The 18,903-nt window shown below is 65.8% G+C and carries 16 protein-coding genes; 9 read left to right on the forward strand and 7 right to left on the reverse strand.

Annotated elements, in window-relative coordinates; translation table 11 throughout:
• Positions 1 to 227: 227 nt before the first annotated feature.
• Genes ACWEO2_RS35010 through ACWEO2_RS35020 form a run of 3 tightly spaced genes read right to left on the reverse strand, consistent with a single transcriptional unit; the run spans position 228 to position 2,807 of the window.
• Complete coding sequence (locus ACWEO2_RS35010) at positions 228 to 1,214, reverse strand: hypothetical protein (RefSeq protein ID WP_452409279.1); 987 nt, start codon at positions 1,212 to 1,214, stop codon at positions 228 to 230.
• Positions 1,201 to 2,487, reverse strand: coding sequence for a hypothetical protein (locus ACWEO2_RS35015; RefSeq protein ID WP_452409280.1), 1,287 nt, complete (start codon positions 2,485 to 2,487; stop codon positions 1,201 to 1,203). The genes ACWEO2_RS35010 and ACWEO2_RS35015 overlap by 14 nt, the downstream gene beginning before the upstream one ends.
• Positions 2,484 to 2,807, reverse strand: a complete 324-nt coding sequence (locus ACWEO2_RS35020; RefSeq protein WP_452409281.1) for a hypothetical protein — start codon at positions 2,805 to 2,807, stop codon at positions 2,484 to 2,486. The genes ACWEO2_RS35015 and ACWEO2_RS35020 overlap by 4 nt, the downstream gene beginning before the upstream one ends.
• A gap of 285 nt (positions 2,808 to 3,092) precedes the next feature.
• On the opposite strand from ACWEO2_RS35020, the gene ACWEO2_RS35025 reads away from it, so the two are divergent.
• Positions 3,093 to 3,611, forward strand: a complete 519-nt coding sequence (locus ACWEO2_RS35025; RefSeq protein ID WP_355186855.1) for a L,D-transpeptidase — start codon at positions 3,093 to 3,095, stop codon at positions 3,609 to 3,611.
• A gap of 131 nt (positions 3,612 to 3,742) precedes the next feature.
• Here the strand turns inward: ACWEO2_RS35025 and ACWEO2_RS35030 are convergent, their stop codons facing one another.
• On the reverse strand, positions 3,743 to 5,104 hold the full coding sequence (locus ACWEO2_RS35030; RefSeq protein WP_452409282.1) for a PucR family transcriptional regulator: 1,362 nt from the start codon (positions 5,102 to 5,104) through the stop codon (positions 3,743 to 3,745).
• Between the two features lie 168 nt (positions 5,105 to 5,272).
• Between ACWEO2_RS35030 and ACWEO2_RS35035 the strand changes: the two genes are divergently transcribed.
• From ACWEO2_RS35035 to ACWEO2_RS35065, 7 genes are all read left to right on the forward strand, one after another.
• Positions 5,273 to 6,733 carry a class I adenylate-forming enzyme family protein gene (locus ACWEO2_RS35035; protein WP_452409283.1) on the forward strand — a complete coding sequence of 487 codons (1,461 nt, stop codon included), beginning with the start codon at positions 5,273 to 5,275 and terminating at the stop codon, positions 6,731 to 6,733.
• A gap of 27 nt (positions 6,734 to 6,760) precedes the next feature.
• Positions 6,761 to 8,575, forward strand: a complete 1,815-nt coding sequence (locus tag ACWEO2_RS35040) for a DUF3556 domain-containing protein (protein WP_452409284.1) — start codon at positions 6,761 to 6,763, stop codon at positions 8,573 to 8,575.
• The gene (locus ACWEO2_RS35045) at positions 8,572 to 9,993 is read left to right on the forward strand and encodes a phytoene desaturase family protein (protein ID WP_452409285.1); all 1,422 of its coding nucleotides are present in this window, start codon (positions 8,572 to 8,574) and stop codon (positions 9,991 to 9,993) included. The genes ACWEO2_RS35040 and ACWEO2_RS35045 overlap by 4 nt, the downstream gene beginning before the upstream one ends.
• A 214-nt stretch (positions 9,994 to 10,207) precedes the next feature.
• Positions 10,208 to 11,041 carry a 3-oxoacyl-ACP reductase FabG gene (fabG, locus tag ACWEO2_RS35050; RefSeq protein WP_452409286.1) on the forward strand — a complete coding sequence of 278 codons (834 nt, stop codon included), beginning with the start codon at positions 10,208 to 10,210 and terminating at the stop codon, positions 11,039 to 11,041.
• Positions 11,042 to 11,080: 39 nt separating this feature from the next.
• Positions 11,081 to 12,805 carry a PHA/PHB synthase family protein gene (locus tag ACWEO2_RS35055; RefSeq protein WP_452409287.1) on the forward strand — a complete coding sequence of 575 codons (1,725 nt, stop codon included), beginning with the start codon at positions 11,081 to 11,083 and terminating at the stop codon, positions 12,803 to 12,805.
• Positions 12,805 to 13,710 (forward strand): alpha/beta fold hydrolase, encoded by a 906-nt coding sequence (locus tag ACWEO2_RS35060; protein WP_452409288.1) that lies wholly within the window; start codon positions 12,805 to 12,807, stop codon positions 13,708 to 13,710. Before ACWEO2_RS35055 ends, ACWEO2_RS35060 begins: the two co-directional genes overlap by 1 nt.
• A gap of 78 nt (positions 13,711 to 13,788) precedes the next feature.
• On the forward strand, positions 13,789 to 14,010 hold the full coding sequence (locus ACWEO2_RS35065) for a hypothetical protein (protein WP_452409289.1): 222 nt from the start codon (positions 13,789 to 13,791) through the stop codon (positions 14,008 to 14,010).
• A gap of 50 nt (positions 14,011 to 14,060) precedes the next feature.
• On the opposite strand, the gene ACWEO2_RS35070 is transcribed toward ACWEO2_RS35065, so the two are convergent.
• Entirely contained in the window at positions 14,061 to 15,668 is a 1,608-nt protein-coding gene (locus tag ACWEO2_RS35070) for an MDR family MFS transporter (RefSeq protein ID WP_452409290.1), read from the reverse strand.
• Entirely contained in the window at positions 15,665 to 16,306 is a 642-nt protein-coding gene (locus tag ACWEO2_RS35075) for a TetR/AcrR family transcriptional regulator (RefSeq protein WP_452409291.1), read from the reverse strand. The genes ACWEO2_RS35070 and ACWEO2_RS35075 overlap by 4 nt, the downstream gene beginning before the upstream one ends.
• Before the next feature lie 374 nt (positions 16,307 to 16,680).
• On the opposite strand from ACWEO2_RS35075, the gene ACWEO2_RS35080 reads away from it, so the two are divergent.
• The gene (locus ACWEO2_RS35080) at positions 16,681 to 17,550 is read left to right on the forward strand and encodes an AfsR/SARP family transcriptional regulator (protein ID WP_452409292.1); all 870 of its coding nucleotides are present in this window, start codon (positions 16,681 to 16,683) and stop codon (positions 17,548 to 17,550) included.
• Here ACWEO2_RS35080 and accC read toward each other — a convergent pair.
• Positions 17,547 to 18,896, reverse strand: a complete 1,350-nt coding sequence (gene accC, locus ACWEO2_RS35085; protein ID WP_452409293.1) for an acetyl-CoA carboxylase biotin carboxylase subunit — start codon at positions 18,894 to 18,896, stop codon at positions 17,547 to 17,549. The genes ACWEO2_RS35080 and accC overlap by 4 nt on opposite strands.
• Positions 18,897 to 18,903: the final 7 nt, after the last annotated feature.

Genomic DNA, 18,903 nt, shown 5'->3' on the forward strand with positions numbered 1-18,903 from the left:
CAGCCCCACACGGCTCGAATCCCACCGCACCCTCGATACGACCCCGCACGACTCGATCCAGCCCCACACGGCTCGAATCCCACCGCACCCTCGATACGACCCCACACGACTCGATCCAGCCCCACACGGCTCGAATCCCACCGCACCCTCGATGCGACCCACACGACTCGATTCGGTCCCGCACAGCCCGATTCCGCGCCGCCCGAAGCAGCGATCGCCGGTCCGCGTCAGGCGGCGTTGATCGCGGTGATCAGCGTTCGATTGCCTGCCGTTCGGGTCGTGATGATCTGGGTGAAGGTCTGCGGTTGCTCACCCGGTCGTTGCTGGGTGAGCCGGACCTCCCAGTGCGCCTCCCCCGCATCGGTGCCCGCGCGGGTGATCTGCACGCAGTACAGGGTGCCGGTGGGGACCTGGTTGATGCCGCGCTGGATCTGGTCGGCAGCGGGCACATTCGCGTCATTGGCGACGACGCCGCGCGCCGCGAACCCGGAACGCTGCACGTAATACGCACGCTCGAAGGCGAGGATCGCCGAGGGGCCATCGCTGGTGCCGCCCGGATCCGTGCCGGAGATGACATCGCCGGTGCGCCGCTGTTCACAGCCCGGCGTCGCGACCTGCGACGGTTGATCGCCGGGTGCGGTGGTCCCTGGAACGCGTCCGGTGGTCCCCGGCACGACGGCCGCCGAGGTCGCCGCGGCGGGGCGCTTCTGCTCACCCGAACCGCCGAAGACGAACATCAGCACCGAAACCACCGCGAGCACCACACCGAGCATGATCAGCACCGCGACCACCCGATTGCCGCCACCTGCCGGTTGCTGATCGCGACGTCGCGGCGGATGCCGCAGTGCCGGGCCGGGATTACCGCCGGACCGATCGATGATCGTGGGCACAACGGCCTTGGTTTCCGCAGGTAGCGGCGATTCGGTCGGGACGGTGCGGGTCCGGTCCCGGCTCTGCTCCGCCTCCGGTGGCGCCACGGCGGGATGACGCGGTTCCAGCCATTCCTGCCAATCCCCGGACGGCCGGGCACGCAGTGGCCGCTCGGGTGGGTCGAGCGGATCGACCCGAGGGCCCCGTCGTTGGCCGGAACCGCGCCGCGCGCCCGGACGCCGCCGCCGCTTCGAGGCGGGGGCGGCTGGCCGGATCATGGGCAGTCCGGTATCGAACGGATTGCCCTGGTTCCGGCTCGAGGAGCCGGAATCAGAGCTCGTCATCGTCGAATTCGCCGATCACCGCAGGCGGGACGGTCGCCAGCACGGTCGGCACGGTGACGCCGAGTTGGCCGTCGCGCGGGCGGCGATCCTCATCCGATTGCGGTGACGGCGGCATCGCCAGACCACCGGTGCTGCCCGGCTGGTTCGCCGGTTCCGGCGCGGAGGGGCGCGACGGTGGTGTATCCGTGGCGGCCGGTGCCTGCGGCGCCGGTGCTGGCATCGGCGCGGGAGCCGGTTTCGTGGCGGTGGATCCATTGGGCGGGATCACCGAGCTGGTCCCGGCATTCGGCGCGGGCTTGGCCGACAGACCCGATCCGCCGCCGAAGTCGATCACATTCGTGGGTTTGCTCGCGGACTCGCCGGTGGTCGGGTTCGTGGTGCTGCCCGGATGGATGAGTTCCGGAATCGCCTTGTCGATCGCCTTGTCCGCGGAGGCGGCCACGGTGTCCATGGCGTGCGTACCGACTTCGGCGATCTTATCGATGAGGTGAGTGCCGATATTGACCCCGGCCTCCATGGCGGCGGTGCCGACCGAGACACCCGCGTTGATCAGGTACTGCTGCAACTGGAGTTGGGCCGCCTGCACCGGGTCCAGTGGCGTTGTCGTGGTCACGCCCGCGGTCGTCGTGCCGTCCGTCGTACCGGGCACGACCGTCTGCTGGGTGGTGCCAACGCCCTGCGGTGTGGTGACGGTGAGCGGTCCCATCCCGTCGAGTCGGGCGGTGTGGCCGTCCATTTCCGATTGCGCGGTGCTGACCGCGGTGACGGCGTCCCGCAGCGCCTGGGTCGCCCGCGCAATCACGGCATCGGTATCCGAGGACGCGCTCGCGGTGCTCATGATCTGCCGGGCGTCCCTGCGGAAGTCCGCGATGATCTGCTCCACCTTCTGCGCGGCGCGGGCGCTGGTGGCATGGGCGTCACCAAGCACCGACAGGTACTCCGGTCCGCGGTCGGAGATATCGCCGATCTGAGTTTGCGTGGTGCGCAACGCCGGAACGGCATCGTCGGCGGCGCGCGAGGTCCAGGTCGACTCGAGTGCGTGCAGGCCGTCGCGGTGCGGGCCCTCGGCATCGGCGACCTGTGTGGACGCCGCGGACAGCGCGTCGACCACGGACCGGTCCGGTGTCGCGACGCCGCTGCCGAGCGAGGCGCGCAGCTGTAGCAGCGGCTCCACCAGCGCGGCCACGATCGGCGGATCCACATTCGGGTCGACGGTGCTGACGGGGGTATCGGCGGCGGTGTTGGCGGGCCGCCGTCGGAGCAGTCGTCTCATGCCAGCGCTTCTCCTTGCCGGGCAACAGCGCCCGCGGAATCTACGTCGATGCCCTGCATATCCGCGCTGTAGTCGCGCAGTACCTGCCCATAGGCGGCCACCAATTGTCCTGCGGTAGAAAGCGCTTGGACATGTTCGTGCACCTTCTCGGTGAATCGGGCCACAAATGTGGCGCCGATCGGTCCGAGATCAGCGACGAGTCGCTCCGGATTCACCGCGCCACCCGCGACAGCCGAGGCCGAGGCCAGCTGTTGCGACACCGTATTCGCGATCGCGGTGTAGGCGGCCATCGCCGCCGGGTCGAGCTTCAGCGCGTCCACTGTTCCCCCTTAATTACGGAAACCAATCTGTCGCCTCATATTTCGACACTCCGAGCGTACTTGGGACCCGGACAATGCGCGCCCGATCCCGTGGTCGGATCGAGTCTATGCGGCTGCGGCTGGCGCTTATGCGACACCAGTCCGTTATGACAGAGGCCGAGGTAGCGATTCCGGAAACGATCACTTTCACCTCTCGGCGGTCATATGCTTAACGCTACGAGGTTGGTCCCATCATCACCCTGGCGATCCACGCCCAGGGTGCCCAAGGTGAGAGGGGTCAGTAGCGTGAAGAACAGCAAGCGTTTTCGAAACTGGTCGGTCAGATCCGCAGTGCTCGTCGGTGCCGTGTCGGCCGGACTCCTGATGGCGGGCACGGCGCAAGCAGAACCACTGTGGCCGGGTGGCCCAGATATCGGCACACCGGCGATCATTCCGCCCATTCCGCCAGCTCCCGTTTACGCACCGTGTGCCGAGAACGCACGGATGTGTATGCGGCTGTCCACGAACGAAGCCTGGCTGATGGAAGACGGCAAGGTGACCTACGGTCCGACCCCGATCTCCCACGGTCGGCCCGGGTATGAGACGCCGCCCGGGGTCTTCCGGGTCTCCTTCAAAAGGGAGGACTTCTGGAGCACCATGCACAACGCTCCGATGAAGTGGGCCGTCTTCTTCAACGGTGATATCGCCACCCATATCGGCCCCATCGAGGAACAGTCGCACGGCTGCATCCGGATGACCCCCGAGGGCGCCGAGGCGACCTACCACCACCTCAACCCCGGTGACATCGTCGAGGTCGTCCGCTGACACCGTCACCGAGCAAGGCCTGAGCGGAATCGACCGCCATGGCGTCTCGTATCCGTCGGGTCGGCGGCAAAGTCGTTGCGCACCAACGCCAACCATCGCATCGCATCGCATCGCATCGCATCGATGACACCTCACATGGCCGAGCTCGGGCCCCGTTCCGGACCGACGGCTGACCGGTTCGCGCGGCGAATGCGATCGGTCGTGACAAGGCCCTCATCGACGGGCCCGAGAACCGCTGGACCGAACCAGTGGCACAGCAGCAGGGCGAGCTCGACATCGAGGCGATCCTCGCCGATCGGGCGGCCGCGGCGGTCGACGGCGCGCTGGACACGATATTTCACCGAGTTGAAGTGCAGGTTCAGCTCGTCGGCGGCGGCCTTGTAGCTCGCGCCGTGATGTAGGAAGACGCGCAGGGTGTCGCGCAGTCGCGCATCGTTGTCGGAGTTGGTCGCCAGCGGCCCGAGCACATCGCGCACCCAGTCCCGAGCCTCGGGCAGATCGCCGCTCAGCAGTGCGGCCGCGGCCAGCCCGGGGTCGCCGGACGCCGTGACGCCCTCGCTGCGTGGACCCGCGGCGATGGCGACGTTGCGGACGCTCTCGGCCTGCCGATGGGAGCGGCGGAAGCCCTCGACACCGGGCAGTGGCATGCCGAGGGCGATACACGGAGCATCGTGGCGCCCGGCGATGAACCGACGCACCAGCCCCACGACGGTCGGCGCGGGCTCGGCGCTCAACGGAATCCAGCCCCAACCGCTGACTCGATCGGCGGCGACGAACAACGCACTCCCCTGTGTCGGTAGCGATTCGGTGAGCTCGCGCAGGAAGCGTTCCAGCCGCACCAACTCGTTGCCCTTCACGTCGTCGGAGTACCAGAGAATCAGTGCGAGGTGAATTCGCCTGAGCGGGTAGCGGATTGCCGCGGTGACCGCGTCCAGATCCACTTCGCCGTCCTCGAGCAGCTCGCGCACACGGACGGCGCGCACGCTGTTGCGGTGCTCCGACCACCGATCGCGCTCGACGTCGTACACCCCGACGACCTGCTGGGAAATCCAATCGATATAGCGGAAGGAGACCGTTGTCATCCGCTCGTAGACATCGAGGCTCAGTGTCGGATCGAGGTCTGCGACGCGGATCTCGTCCAGGATCACATCGAGCAGCGCCTGCTGACCGAGCCGGTACGCCCGCACGAGCGCATTGGAGGAGACATCGTGTTGGGCCAGGCGCCGCGCATACTCCAGCGCGGCGGTCGGCGGTTCGACGCGCTCGATCGGGATGTCGTAGTGCAACGCGTGGAAGACCGCATCGATATTTCCCTCGACGCTGGCGCCCAGTAATTCGATGAGCTGCGAATTACCCCGCAGTTCGGAAATCTCGGCGGCCAGGGTCTGCTGAATCGACCGGGATACCTCGCCCAGCCTGGCACGGAGCAGCCCCTCGATCCGCGCGGCGTTCTCTATGACGACTGCATCGTCGAACCGGCGCCGGTCAGCCATAACCAACAGTAGATCGCTGCGCCGACCAGGGTGATCGATTTCCTGATGCGGTTGTCTTCCCACGACAACACCGGCCGCGGACTTCGTATTTTCGCGACGGTGTTTACCAGATGTCCGATTCCTATCGTTTGGTGTATCCCTTCGAGACCCCCAGACCAGGAATTGTCCATGAACCTTTCGGAACTCCCCGACCTACGCGCCACCCGCGACCCGTACGGACCGAGCATCGCCGACGATGACGTCGAGTTGAACAACATTCAGTTCCTCCGGACCGTCCAGCGGGCCGCGGCGACCTTACGCAGCCAGGGCATCGGCGCCCAGGACGTGGTCGCCGTGATGCTGCCCAACACCGTGAGCCTCGTGGTGACCCTGTTCGCCGCGTGGCGTATCGGTGCGGCCGTCACCCCGCTCAGCCCCACACTCGTCCCGTCCGAGGTCGCATACCAGGTGGCGGACGCGGGGGCGAAGGTGCTGGTCACCGATCGGCAGATCGAACTGGCCACACCCGCGCTGTTGCCGGTGCGTGAGCTGACCGCCGAACCCCCGGCCTTCGCCGATCCGGTCCAGCAGTCCGACGACGCGCTGGCTCTGCTCATCTACACCAGCGGCACCACCGGCCGCCCGAAGGGCGTCATGCTCGACCACGCCAATCTGAAGGCGATGTGCCGCATGGTGATCGACGCATTCGAGCTGACCGGCGCCGACCACAGCCTGCTCATCCTGCCGCTGTTCCATGTCAACGGCATTGTCGTCGGCACGCTGTCGCCATTGCTGGCCGGTGGCCGGACCACCATCGCGGGCCGGTTCAGCCCGAAGACCTTCTTCGAGCGGATCGAACGCAGCGGCGCGACCTACTTCTCCGCCGTACCGACCATGTACACGATGCTGGCGGATCTGCCCGCGGATGTGCGACCGGATACCTCGGCCGTGCGATTCGCGGTATGCGGCGCGGCACCGGCCAGCGTCGAACTGCTGGACAAGTTCGAAAGCCGTTACGGCATACCGATTGTCGAAGGATACGGACTGTCCGAGGGCTCCTGCGCGAGCACCGTCAACCCGATCGGCGGCCAGCGCAAGCCGGGCACCGTCGGGCTGCCGCTGCCCGGCCAGACCATCCGGATCGTCGACTCCAACGACCTCCCGGTGGCCGACGGTGAACTGGGCGAGGTGCAGGTGCACGGACCGAATGTCATGCGCGGCTACCTGAATCGCCCCGAGGAAACCGCCAAGGCGCTCGCGGGCGGCTGGTTGCACACCGGCGATATCGGACGCATCGACGAGGACGGCTATCTCGTGCTGGTCGACCGCGCCAAGGACATGATCATTCGCGGCGGCGAGAACATCTATCCGAAAGAGATCGAGACCGTCATCTATCAACTGCCCGAAATCGCCGAGGCCGCGGTCGTCGGCCGGGCCGATGCGGTGTACGGCGAACAGCCGGTGCTGTTCGTCTCGCTGAATTCCGGCGCGCAGATCGACGCCGAGAGGATCCATGAGCACGCGCGCGGCGCGCTGTCGAAATTCAAGCTGCCCGTGGCGATCACAATTCTCGACGAGCTGCCGAAGAACGCCGTCGGCAAGATCGACAAATCCTCGCTGCGTAAATCGCTGCACCTCCAGGGTGCCTGAGATACATTCGAAAATTAGGAGTTCACAATGAGTTTCACAAAGCCGGATCTCCCAGCCGTCGATCCGGAAACATTTCTGCGGAAGCCGCTGATGGAGCGGATGCGCATCCTCGCCGTCAGCTGGGGCGAGCACGGATTCGGTTCGCCGCGAATGGTGCACACGATCTACATCCTGAAGCTGCTGCTGTGCTACGCGCTGGGCGGCATTGTCGTGGCGACCGTGACCTCGGATCTGCCTGCGTTCTGGCATGTTTCGCAGTGGTGGGACCAGCCGATCGTCTACCAGAAGGCGGTGCTGTGGACCGTCCTGCTCGAGGCGATCGGTGTCGCGGGCTCGTGGGGACCGCTCGCGGGGAAGGTAAAGCCGATGACCGGCGGCATCCTGTTCTGGGCCAGGCCGGGCACCATTCGGCTGCGGCCATGGCGCTGGGTGCCGTTCACCGGGGGTGATCGCCGCACCTGGTTCGACATCGTGCTCTATGTGGCCATGCTGGTCGCCGTGGCGGTTCCGTTGGTTCTGCCCGGCGTGCACAGTGACTCGCTATCCGCCGCGGTCCCGGACAACACCTCGGGCCTGGTCGCCCCCGCGCTCATCGTGCCCGCAATCGTGCTGCTGGTGCTAAACGGCCTGCGCGACAAGACGGTCTTCCTCGCCGCTCGCGGCGAGCAGTACCTGCCCGCGCTCGTCTTCTTCACCGTGCTGCCATTCGTGGACATGATCATCGCGCTGAAGCTGCTGATCCTGGTCGTCTGGGTCGGTGCGGGTGTGTCGAAGTTCGGCAAGCATTTCGCCAATGTGGTCCCGCCGATGGTCAGCAACAGCCCCTCGATGCCGTTCACCTGGATCAAGCGGGCGCATTATCGCGACTTCCCGCGTGACCTGCGGCCGTCCCGGGTGGCGGATCTGATGGCGCACGTCGGCGGCACCTTCGTGGAGATCGTCGCACCGCTGACGTTGTTCTTCTCGACGAATATCTGGCTCACCGTGGCGGCAGCGACCGCGATGGTGGTGTTCCACCTGTTCATCGTCTCGACCTTCCCGCTGGCGGTGCCGCTGGAGTGGAATGTGCTGTTCGCCTACACCACGATCTTCCTGTTCCTCGGCTTCCCCAACTGGGACGGCTACAGCGTCACCGATATGTCCGCACCGTGGCTCACCATGGTGATCGTGGCAGGGCTGGTGTTCTTCCCGATCCTGGGCAATTTCCGCCCCGACAAGGTGTCCTTCCTGCCCTCGATGCGACAGTACGCGGGTAACTGGGCGTCGGCGGTGTGGGCGTTCGCGCCCGGTGCCGAGGCCAAACTGGATCGGGTGACCAGGACGGCGCGAAATCAACTCGACCAGTTCATCGAGTTCGGCTACGAACCGCAATGGGCCGAGATCACCCTGCAGAAGACCATCGCCTGGCGCACCATGCACAGTCAGGGCCGCGGCCTGTTCTCGGTGCTGCTGAAATCCCTGCCCGATATCGATACCCGGACGGTGCGCGAGGCGGAATTCATCTGCAATTCGCTGATCGGGTTCAACTTCGGTGACGGACACCTACACAACGAGGATCTGGTCCGGGCTGTGCAGACCGAGGCACAATTCGAGCCGGGTGAGCTGATCGTCGTCTGGGTCGAGTCGCAGGCGGTGGGCAGCAAGGTTCAGCACTACAAGGTGATCGACGGGGCGCTCGGGGTGATCGAGCGCGGTACCTGGAAGGTCGCCGACGCGGTCGCCGAGCAGCCGTGGTTGCCCAACGGTCCGATCCCGACCGAGGTGAGCTGGTCGCTGACCGAACCGAAGCCCACTGCCGCACCGGTCATCCTGGATGAGCACGGGCATGGAGCGCTGGCATGAGCACCGCAACCGTGGTGGGCGGCGGCCCCAACGGGCTCGCCGCCGCCGTCGCCCTCGCGGCGGCCGGAGTACAGGTCACCGTGTTGGAGGCGGCGGACGAGATCGGTGGCGGCACCCGCTCCAGCGAGGCGATCGTGCCCGGTCTGCTGCACGACCACTGCTCGGCCACCCATCCGATGGCCGTCGGCTCGCAATTCCTCGGCAGTCTCGGCCTCGACCGGTACGGGCTGCAGTGGCGCTGGTCCGAGATAGATTGCGTACATCCGCTCGACGGCGGTTCGGCGGGGGTGCTGCATCGCTCGGTCGAGGAGACCGCGGCCGGGCTCGGCCGAGACGGGGCACGCTGGCGGCTGGCATTCGATCGCCCGGTGGCCCGGTACGACGCGCTGGCGCAGGACATCATGGGCCCGCTGCTGCGAATGCCACACCACCCGCTGACGCTGGCCCGATTCGGCATTCCGACCATACTGCCCGCCTCGACGCTGGCACGGGCATTCCGGACCGCGGCGGCCAGGGCGTTGTTCGGTGGCATCGCGGCACATACCTTTCGGCCGCTGCATCAGCCGCTGACCTCCGCGATCGGACTGGGCATCATCACCGCCGGGCACCGGCACGGGTGGGCCGTTGCGGCGGGCGGATCGCGATCGATCAGCGGCGCGCTCGCCGCGCTGCTGGGCGATCTCGGCGGCAAGATCGAGACCGGGACCCGCATCGACGCGATATCGCAGTTGCCGCACACCGACATCACGATGTTCGACCTCGCACCCGGCGCCGTCGCCGATATCCTCGGCGATCGGCTGCCGCGCCGAATCGCCAAGGCGTACCACCGTTTTCGGCAGGGACCCGGGGCTTTCAAGGTCGACTTCGCGGTCGAGGGCGGCGTGCCGTGGACCAATCCGGACGCGCACCGCGCCGGGACGGTGCATCTTGGCGGCGACTACGCCGAGATCGCCGCCGGTGAACGGGATATCCACGCGGGCCGGATGCCGGAGCGACCCTTCGTCCTGGTCGGGCAGCAGTACCTGGCGGACCCGCAGCGCTCGGTCGGCAATGTCCATCCGCTGTGGACCTACGCCCACGTGCCCAACGGATATACCGGCGATGCGACCGCGGCGATCATCGCCCAGATCGAGCGGTTCGCGCCTGGTTTCCGGGAGCGCATCGTCGGGCAGACCGTGCGGACGACGACGGAGATGGCGACCTACAACCCGAACTATGTCGGTGGCGACATCATGACCGGCGCCAAGGATATTCGTCAGTTGGTCTTCGGTCCGCGCACCACACTGTCGCCGTACGACGTCGGCGTGCCGGGAATGTACATCTGCTCCGCGGCCACGCCACCCGGTCCCGGCGCGCACGGTATGTGCGGCGCCAACGCCGCGCAATCGGCGCTGCGCCACCTGGAAGAAATCGGCTAGCAATCGGGTCGCCCGAGATCGATGTCACTTCGGGCCGACCGGCCGCACACCGATAGCGGCACCGCATGTTCGCAGGTCCTGTGTCCGCCTGCCAATGAATCCCCCGGTTCTCGTCTCCCCGAGACGATGATCCCGATCGAATTCCATACGACAGTAATGGCAGCTAGCAACGGTGCGGCATACCAAGATTCCAAATACCCAGAAAGCATCAGGAATGACCACTTCGTACGTTCAAGAAATCCCCGGGCTCGGACTGGGCACCGGAAAACTCACCGGCCGCGTCGCCTTCGTCACCGGTGGCACCCGCGGTATCGGCGCCGCGATCGCCCGCAGCCTCGCTGGCCAGGGCGCCACAGTGGCCGTGGGCTACAACAAGGACGGCGCCGACCAATTCGTCTCGAACCTCACCGAGCAGGCCCGGGCGCACGGCGCCACCGCTTCGGCCCATCAGGGCGATATAAGCTCCGCCGCCGACTGTCGCCGCACCATCGCCGAGGTGATCGAAACCCATGGGCGACTGGACATTCTGGTCAACAACGCGGGTATCACCATGGACAAGACGGTGGCCGCGATGACCGAGGAGGACTGGCACACCGTGCTCGCGGTCAACCTGTCCGGCGCCTTCTTCCTCTCCCAGGCCGCGCTTGCGCACATGGTCGAACGGGGGACCGGACGCATTGTCAACGTATCCTCCGTGGTCGGTGAGACCGGCAATATCGGCCAGGCCAACTACGCCGCCGCCAAGTCGGGGCTGTTCGGGCTGACCAAGACCCTGGCCAAGGAGGCCGCCTGCCAGCTGGACAAATCCGGCCTGCGCACCGACTACGGCATCGGCATCACGGTCAACGCCGTGACGCCCGGCCTGATCGCCACCGAGATGACCGACCGCATTCCGAAGCAGGTGATGAGCAAGCTCACCGCCCAGATCCCGGTGGGACGGGCCGGTCGCCCCGAGGAAGTCGCCAGGGTCGTGCACTTCCTGGCCGCTGACGCCTCCGCCTACATCACCGGACAGGTGTGGAGCGTCAACGGCGGCATGGACATGTGATCCGGGCACCGTCGAACTATCCACCCGAGAGGAGCCATCGTGACGAATACCGTTGATACCGAACGCAATTACCCACCCACCACCGCCCGTGGCGCGGACGAGCTCGCCGCTCCGCTCGATCTGCTGCTGCTCGGGCCCGCCTTCGGCCTGCGCCGCCGCATGACACCGAACACCTCCTGGGCACATATGGCCGCCAATCTGGCCCGCAAGCCGGGGACTGTCGCCGAGCGCGGCCGATCACTGGTCAAGGAATTCGGCCTTATCGCCCGCGGTTCGGCCACCCGGGAACCGGCCAAGTACGACAAGCGCTTCGCCGACCCCGCGTGGCAACAGAATCCGCTGCTGCATCGAGCAGTGCAGGCCTACCTGGCCGCATCCGAGACCGCCGAGACGCTCTACCGAGACGCCGATCTGGACTGGCGCGATGGCGAGCGGATGAAATTCGTATTCGACAATGTGATCGAGGGCGCGTCGCCGAGCAACAACCCGCTGCTCAGCCCGCTGGGCTGGAAGGCGCTCATCGATACCGGCGGACTGAGCGCGGTCCGCGGCCTGCGCCGATTCCTGCGCGATATCGCCAGTCAGCCGCGAGTTCCCGCGATGGTCGAGCCGGATGCGTTCGCGGTCGGCGAGACGATCGCCACGACACCGGGCGCGGTCGTGCTGAAAACACGGATGTTCGAGTTGATCCAGTACACCCCGCAGACACCGACGGTGCACACGGTTCCGCTGTTGATGGTGCCACCGGTGATCAACAAGTTCTATGTCATGGATATCGCACCCGGCCGCAGCATGATCGAGTATTTCGTGCAGCGGGGCCAGCAGGTCTTCGCGATATCGTGGCGCAATCCGCATGCCCGGCACCGAGATTGGGGATTCGACAGCTACGGCGCCGCCATTGTGGAAGCACTCGACGCGGTGCGGCGGATCGCGGGGACCGAGCGCGCGCATCTGATGGCGAGCTGTTCCGGCGGCATTCTCGCGGCCATGGTCGCCGCGCATCTCACCGATATCGGCGAGGACGATCGGCTGGCGAGCCTGACGCTCGCAGTCACCGTACTCGATCAGTCCAAGGCAGGTTTCGCCTCGGCGGCGCTCGGCGAGAAGGAGGCGCATACGGCGATCAGGATGTCCGATCGCAAGGGCTATCTCGACGGACGCGCGCTGGCCGAGGTATTCGCGTGGCTGCGGCCGACCGATCTGATCTGGCGGTATTGGGTCAACAACTACGTCCAGGGGCGCGCGCCCGCGGCGTTCGATGTGTTGTTCTGGAATGCGGACACCACGCGCATGACCGCGGCCCTGCATCGGGATATGGTGCTGCTCGGGCTGCACAACTCGCTGACCGAACCGGGTGCGGTGCGCATGCTGGACTCGCCGGTGGATCTGTCGAAGGTGACCGTCGATTCATATGTGATCGGTGGTATCGCCGACCACATCAGCCCGTGGCAGGCCACCTATCGCAGCGCACGTCTGCTGGGCAGCGCGCAGCAGCGGTACGTGCTCTCGACCAGCGGACATATTGCGGCGCTGGTCAATCCGCCCGGAAATCCCAAGGCGTCCTACCGATTCGGGCCCGCCGACACCGAAAGTCCTAACGAATGGCTGGAAACGGCGGAGCGGGCCGCCGACTCCTGGTGGCCCGATTACGTCGCCTGGCTCGCCGAGCGCGGCGGACCCGAAAAGCCCGCGCCACAACAGCTCGGCGCCGAGGGCCTGCCACCCGTCGGTCCGGCGCCGGGCACCTATGTCCACGAACACTGATGTCGCGCAGTGAGCCGATGATCGCCGCCACCGGGGACCACATCATCACCGTATTCGGCCAACGGATTCGAGTGCGTACCCGGCCGGGACGGGGCATACCGCTGGTGTTGTGCAATGGCATCGGCGCCGGGCTCGAGGTGCTCGCGCCGATTGTCGACGGGCTCGACCTCGAGATACCGGTCGTGAGTTTCGATGTGCCCGGCACCGGCGAGTCACCGCATTCCCCACTCCCCTATGGGTTTCCGTATCTGGCCTGGCTGCTCGGCCGCATCCTGGACAAACTGGGCATCGACCGCGTCGATCTGCTCGGCCTGTCGTGGGGCGGCGCGGTGGCACAGCAATTCGCTTTTCAGAACCCGCGCCGATGTCGCAGGCTGGTGTTGGTGTCGGCGGCGACCGGCGTACTGATGGTGCCCGCCCACCCGCGGGTGCTGGTCAAGATGGCCACACCGCGCCGGTTCCGGGATCCGGAGTACGCCACCGATATCGCCGCGGCCAGCTACGGCGGCACCGCACGCACCGATCCAGAGCGCGTCGCCGAACTGTTTCACCGTCAGGTGCACGCGGGATCCTTGCGCGGCTACCTGTACCAACTCCTCGCGGGTTCGCTGTGGACCAGTCTGCCCGCGCTGTGGGCGATTCGGCAGCCCACACTCATTGTCGCGGGCACCGACGACCCGATCATCCCGGTCGTCAATGCCCGCATCATGCACCGAATGCTGCCGCATTCGACGCTGCACCTACATCCGGGCGGACATGTCGACGTCGTTACCGACGCGGCCACATTCGGTCCGGTGATCAGCGGATTTCTCCGATCGGCCCGCGCGCGCCCGCGTCCGACTCGAGCGCCCACAGCTGGGGACCGGTACCGCATTGACGACGAGCGCCGGGCACCGCGAATATGAACTATGGGCAACGAGAACCTGCACAACAGGCGACACACCCGGCCTCCTGGGATGCCGATCGCCTGATACGAGCAGCTGGTGCGCGACGAATCCGATGTGGCACAGGCACGTGTGTTCTACGACCTCCTCACCGCCGAGGCCGAATCACTGACCGCCACAATCGACAAGAGACTGACCAGACGTGGCAGTCCAAGGGCGACAACCGAATCCCGACTGCTCATTCGGGAACTGCGCGAAGTGCGCCGATGCCTGGACCAGCTCCGGACCCGCTTCCCCGAGGTCGCCCGATCGAAGCGTTGACCGGGCCATCGATCGCCCGGTCAGCGCTTCATCTTTCGGCTGCCACCGCCTCAGCGTTCGGAAACCAGCTCCGGCTCCGGCTCGCCAGCCGCGTCCTGCGCCATCACCGCCTCACCGCGCGCAACCATGCCCGCCTCGTCGGAGAGTTTCAGCTGTGGGATGAACAGTGCGAGCACGAAGGCGATCGCCGCGCCCGGGATCAGGTACCAGAAGCCGGGGACCAAGGCGTCCACGTACGCGCCGACGATGGCGTCGTGCAGCACGTCGGGGAGGTGTTTGACGACCGAGGGAACCAGGCCGCCCGGATCCAGTTTCGCCGCAGCGGCTTCGGGGCCGTGGGAGATGAAGACGTCGGTGAGACCTTCGGTCAGCCGGTTGGTGAAGATCGAGCCGAAGATGGCTACGCCCAGTGCACCGCCCATTTCGCGGAAGTAGTTGTTGGCGCTGGTCGCGGTGCCGATCTGGTTGGGGGTCACCGCATTCTGCACGACCAGCACGATGATCTGCATGATCAGGCCGAGGCCGGCGCCCATGACGAACAACATTGCGGAGACGACCCACATCGCAGTGTCGGCGTCCAGGCGGGTCAACCACAGCATATCCACGATGATCAGCGCCGCGCCGAGGGGCGGATACGCCTTGTAGCGGCCGGTTTTGGTGACCATGGTCATCGAGGCCATCAGCGCGATCATCAGGCCGACCATCATCGGGATCAGCAGCAGACCCGATACCGAAGCCGAAGCGCCCGTCGCCATCTGGAGATAGGTGGGAATGAAGGCCAGGGCAGCGAACATCACCAGGCCGACCAGGAAGCCGATCGCGGAGGTCAGCACGAAAGTGCGGTTGCGGAACAACCAGAGCGGGAGCATCGGCTCCTCGGCGCGCGCCTCCACGAGCACGAAGGCCGCGACCACGGCGATGAACGCGGCGATCATCGTAACCATAACTGTTGAGCCCCAAGCGTATTGCTTGCCACCCCAGTCGGTGATCAGGATCAGCAGCGTGGTCGCCGCCGACATCAACACAACACCGAGGTAGTCGGGCCGGGTCTTGGGCCGGTGGCTCGGAATACTCAGGTAGCGGAACGCGATGAACAGCGCGGCGATACCGATGGGCACATTGATCCAGAAGCACCAGCGCCAGCCGAGATGATCGGCGAAGAAGCCGCCCAGCAGCGGACCGGCGACCGACGTGATGCCGAAGACCGCGCCCATCGGGGCCATATATTTGCCACGGTCCTTGGCGGGCACCACATCGGCGATGATGGCCTGGGCCAGGATCATCAGACCACCGCCGCCGACACCCTGCAGGCCACGGAAGGTGATGAACTCCCAGAAACTCGTCGACGCCGCGGCGCCGATGGAGGCGACCGTGAAGATGGTGATGGCGAACAGGAACGGCCAGCGACGGCCGAACAGGTCACCGAATTTGCCGTAGATCGGCATCATGATGGTCGTCGCGAGCAGATAGGACGTCGCGGTCCAGGCCATATGGGAGATGCCGCCGAGGTCGCCGACGATGGTCGGCATGGCGGTACCGACGATCGTCTGGTCCAGGCTGGCCAGGAACATCCCTGCGATCAACGCTCCGAAGATGAGCCAGATTCGTCTCTGGGTCAACACAATTGGCACGGGCGGCGATTCAGCCGTGACGGTCATTGCTTACCTCTCCTTCTCCTGCCGCCCGGCTGCTCGAACAGCCGGGCGGCCATCGCACCGTGTTCGTGTACCGCTGCCGCCAGCGATACGGTCGGATCATTTGCCGAGGACATGGCCGCCCTCGTGGTGATAGTCGTCATGAATCCCGCTGCCAGACCGACGAATTCGGGTGACAGGCCGGCGCCGAGCCGTGCCGAGAGGAGTTCGCCGATGACGCTCTCCAGTCGAGCACCCGAGGCGACGAAGGCCGCGACCACCCGTGGCTCGGTCTTGATGAGCTCGGCTACCAGCGAGATACCCTCGCGCACAACGGTTTCGGATTCGAATCCGTGGGCGAACAACCAGGTGAGATCGTCCATCAGCACACCGCTCGGTCCGCCAGCGATGAACTCCGCACGCAGCTCCGGTGTGCCGATCTCGTCGACCGGTCCGACAACCGCGTCCATCTTCGTTTCGTAGTAGTTGAAGAACGTGCGCGGGGAAACCCCGACCGCTCTGGCGATGTCCTCGACGGTGGTGGCGTCGAGCCCCCGCTCGACCGCCAGCCGCCGCGCGGCCATACAGAGGTCGAGCAGGGTCTGGCGCTTCTTCTGCTCCCGCAACCCGATCGGTCGCTCGTCGCGATTCGCCTTGGACATGTCCGCCAAAGTAGCACAAACTGCAATTTTTCATAAACTGCAAGTTCAGGGGCCACCTGTGACGGAGCCGGCCTGCAAGGGCCCTGAGCTCAGATGACCGCCACGCCGGGGACGATCGCACCCACTCGTGCCATCCGGAAACGACCGGAGGAACAACCCGTCACACAGAGGTCATCCTACGAATTCGTGCGTGCCTGAATCTCCTTGCGACGTAGGAGAATTGACGCGCATCTGGAACCTAATTAACTCCGATATAACTCAAGTTTCATCGACTCGAGATGCAATTTTCGCTACTGTTGACCTTGCCTACAGCGAGGTGGGATTTCGAGAACCTCACATCGGTCGGGGGGATTACGCCCGTAGGAGAACTCCAAGTGAAGTATCCAGTGTGCGCTCGTGTGTTAGGTCCATTGACGCTTGCTCTCAATAATCACAACGCAACGCCAACCGCGCAAAAGCAACGCCAACTACTCGCATTACTTCTCGTCCGGCACGATACCGTCGTTCCGGTCACCACCCTGGTCGAAGAGCTGTGGAACAACGATCCACCGCGCAGCGCCGTCACCGTCGTACAGACCTACGTGCTCGGAATTCGCAAGAAGATGGCCGAACAACTCGGCATCGGACAGGCCGAAGTGGCCGAACGTTTTCTGCGCACCCGCAGCAAGGGCTATTCGTTCGACGTCAAGGACTGCCTGTTCGATTTGCGTGATTACCAAACTATGTCCGAGGCCGCCCGCTGTGCCGCCAAGACCGGCGACGACTACCGAGCGGTCGACCTGTTCACCGCCGCGGAGGCGCTGTGGAGCGGTCCGGCGCTGGTCGATGTGGAGGGCGGGATGCCACTCGCAGCGGAGATCTCGCATCTGGATCACCTGCGGCTGACCAATATCGAACTGCGCGTCGAGGCCGAGCTGCGGCTCGGCCGCTATCGCGAAGTCTGCCCCGACCTGGCCCGACTCACCGTGCAGCACCCACTGCACGAGCGGCTGCAGGCGTATTACATGTTCGCACTGTGCCGTTCGGGCCAGCGCGCCCGCGCGCTGGCCTCCTACCAGCAGTTCAGTAGGTCGATGCAGCGCGAACTCGGCCTCGACCCGTGCCAGAAGCTGCAGAAGTTGCATCAGGACATCCTTGCCGCCTCCGACGTATCGGTGAGTGCCATGCTCAACAGCCGCCACGCCGGATATCTCATCGGTTGGTACTCCCCCGAATTCCGCTCGGCGCGAGCAAAACCCGCCTAACCGTCCCGCAACAACTCGTCCACCAGCGCGGTCGAATGCGTCGCCGACCGCATGGCCGGATGATCGAGCACCTCGTACAGAAAATCCCGGGTCGTCTGCACCCGTGCGCCCGAAATCCGGAATTCGGCCAGCGCCCGCCGCATGCGCGCGAGCGCCCGGTCCCGGTCCGGCGCCCAGACGATGAGTTTCGCCAGCAGCGAGTCATAGTGCGGCGGAATCGAATAACCGGCGTGCACATGCGTATCCACGCGCACGAAAGGACCGCCCGGCGGTGTGAATTCCGCCACAATTCCGGGAGCCGGTGCGAATTCGGCCGACGGGTCCTCGGCATTGATCCGGCATTCAATTGCCGCGCCGCGCAGGGAAATATCCTGCTGGGCGATGCCGAGCGGTTGCCCGGCCGCGATCCGGATCTGCTCGGCGATCAAATCGATACCGGTAACCATTTCGGTGACCGGATGTTCGACCTGAATTCGGCAGTTGACCTCCATAAAATAGTAATTCCCTTGGCGATCCACCAGAAATTCCACGGTTCCGGCACCGACATAGCCCGCTTCCAGCACCCCGTCCACTGCGGATTTGCCCATCCGCGCCGCGAGCCCGTCCGGCAGCCGGGGCGCGGGCGATTCCTCGATGAGCTTCTGATGTCTGCGCTGTACCGAGCAGTCGCGCTCCCCAAGGTGCACACCGTTGCCGTAGCCGTCGCACAGCACCTGGATCTCGACATGCCGGGCGCCCTCGAGGTACTTCTCCAGATAGACTCGACTGTCGCCGAACAACATTCGCGCGGTCGCCCGGGTCTGCTGGTAGGCGTGTGGAAACGCCGCACTCTCACGCACCACCTGCATGCCGCGCCCGCCGCCACCAGCGGCCGCCTTGATGATCACCGGATAGCCGATCGAATCGGCGAGCGCGTGCGCCGCATCGGGTTCGAGCGGATCGAGACTGCCCGGCAGCAGCGGCAAGCCCGCCTTGGCCATCAGCGTGCGCGCCGACTGCTTATCACCGAGTTGGGCCATGACATCGGCGGGTGGACCGATCAACGTGACCGCCGCCGCACGGCAGGCATCCGCGAAATCCGGTGACTCCGAGAGGAATCCGTATCCGGGATGGATGGCATCGGCTCCGGTCAGCTCGGCGGCGGCCAGCACCGCCGCGGCATTGAGGTAGCTCCGCTTGGCCGCCGCCGGCCCGATCTGCACCGATTCATCGGCGAAGCGCACCACCGCCGACTCGGCATCGGCGACCGAGTGCACCGCGACGGTGCGCACACCCAGCTCCCGGCAGGTGCGCGCGACCCGCAGCGCGATCTCGCCGCGATTGGCGATCAGAATCTTGTCGAACATGGTGTCT

The sequence above is a fragment of the Nocardia sp. NPDC004278 genome (genome assembly GCF_053602975.1).

Coding starts and splice junctions, on each gene's coding strand:
- fabG (WP_452409286.1), top strand. CDS start 10,208: ATGACCACTTCGTACGTTCAAGAAATCCCCGGGCTCGGACTGGGCACC.
- accC (WP_452409293.1), bottom strand. CDS start 18,896: ATGTTCGACAAGATTCTGATCGCCAATCGCGGCGAGATCGCGCTGCGG.
- ACWEO2_RS35045 (WP_452409285.1), top strand. CDS start 8,572: ATGAGCACCGCAACCGTGGTGGGCGGCGGCCCCAACGGGCTCGCCGCC.
- ACWEO2_RS35010 (WP_452409279.1), bottom strand. CDS start 1,214: ATGACGAGCTCTGATTCCGGCTCCTCGAGCCGGAACCAGGGCAATCCG.
- ACWEO2_RS35015 (WP_452409280.1), bottom strand. CDS start 2,487: ATGAGACGACTGCTCCGACGGCGGCCCGCCAACACCGCCGCCGATACC.
- ACWEO2_RS35040 (WP_452409284.1), top strand. CDS start 6,761: ATGAGTTTCACAAAGCCGGATCTCCCAGCCGTCGATCCGGAAACATTT.
- ACWEO2_RS35075 (WP_452409291.1), bottom strand. CDS start 16,306: ATGTCCAAGGCGAATCGCGACGAGCGACCGATCGGGTTGCGGGAGCAG.
- ACWEO2_RS35060 (WP_452409288.1), top strand. CDS start 12,805: ATGTCGCGCAGTGAGCCGATGATCGCCGCCACCGGGGACCACATCATC.
- ACWEO2_RS35030 (WP_452409282.1), bottom strand. CDS start 5,104: ATGGCTGACCGGCGCCGGTTCGACGATGCAGTCGTCATAGAGAACGCC.
- ACWEO2_RS35035 (WP_452409283.1), top strand. CDS start 5,273: ATGAACCTTTCGGAACTCCCCGACCTACGCGCCACCCGCGACCCGTAC.
- ACWEO2_RS35070 (WP_452409290.1), bottom strand. CDS start 15,668: ATGACCGTCACGGCTGAATCGCCGCCCGTGCCAATTGTGTTGACCCAG.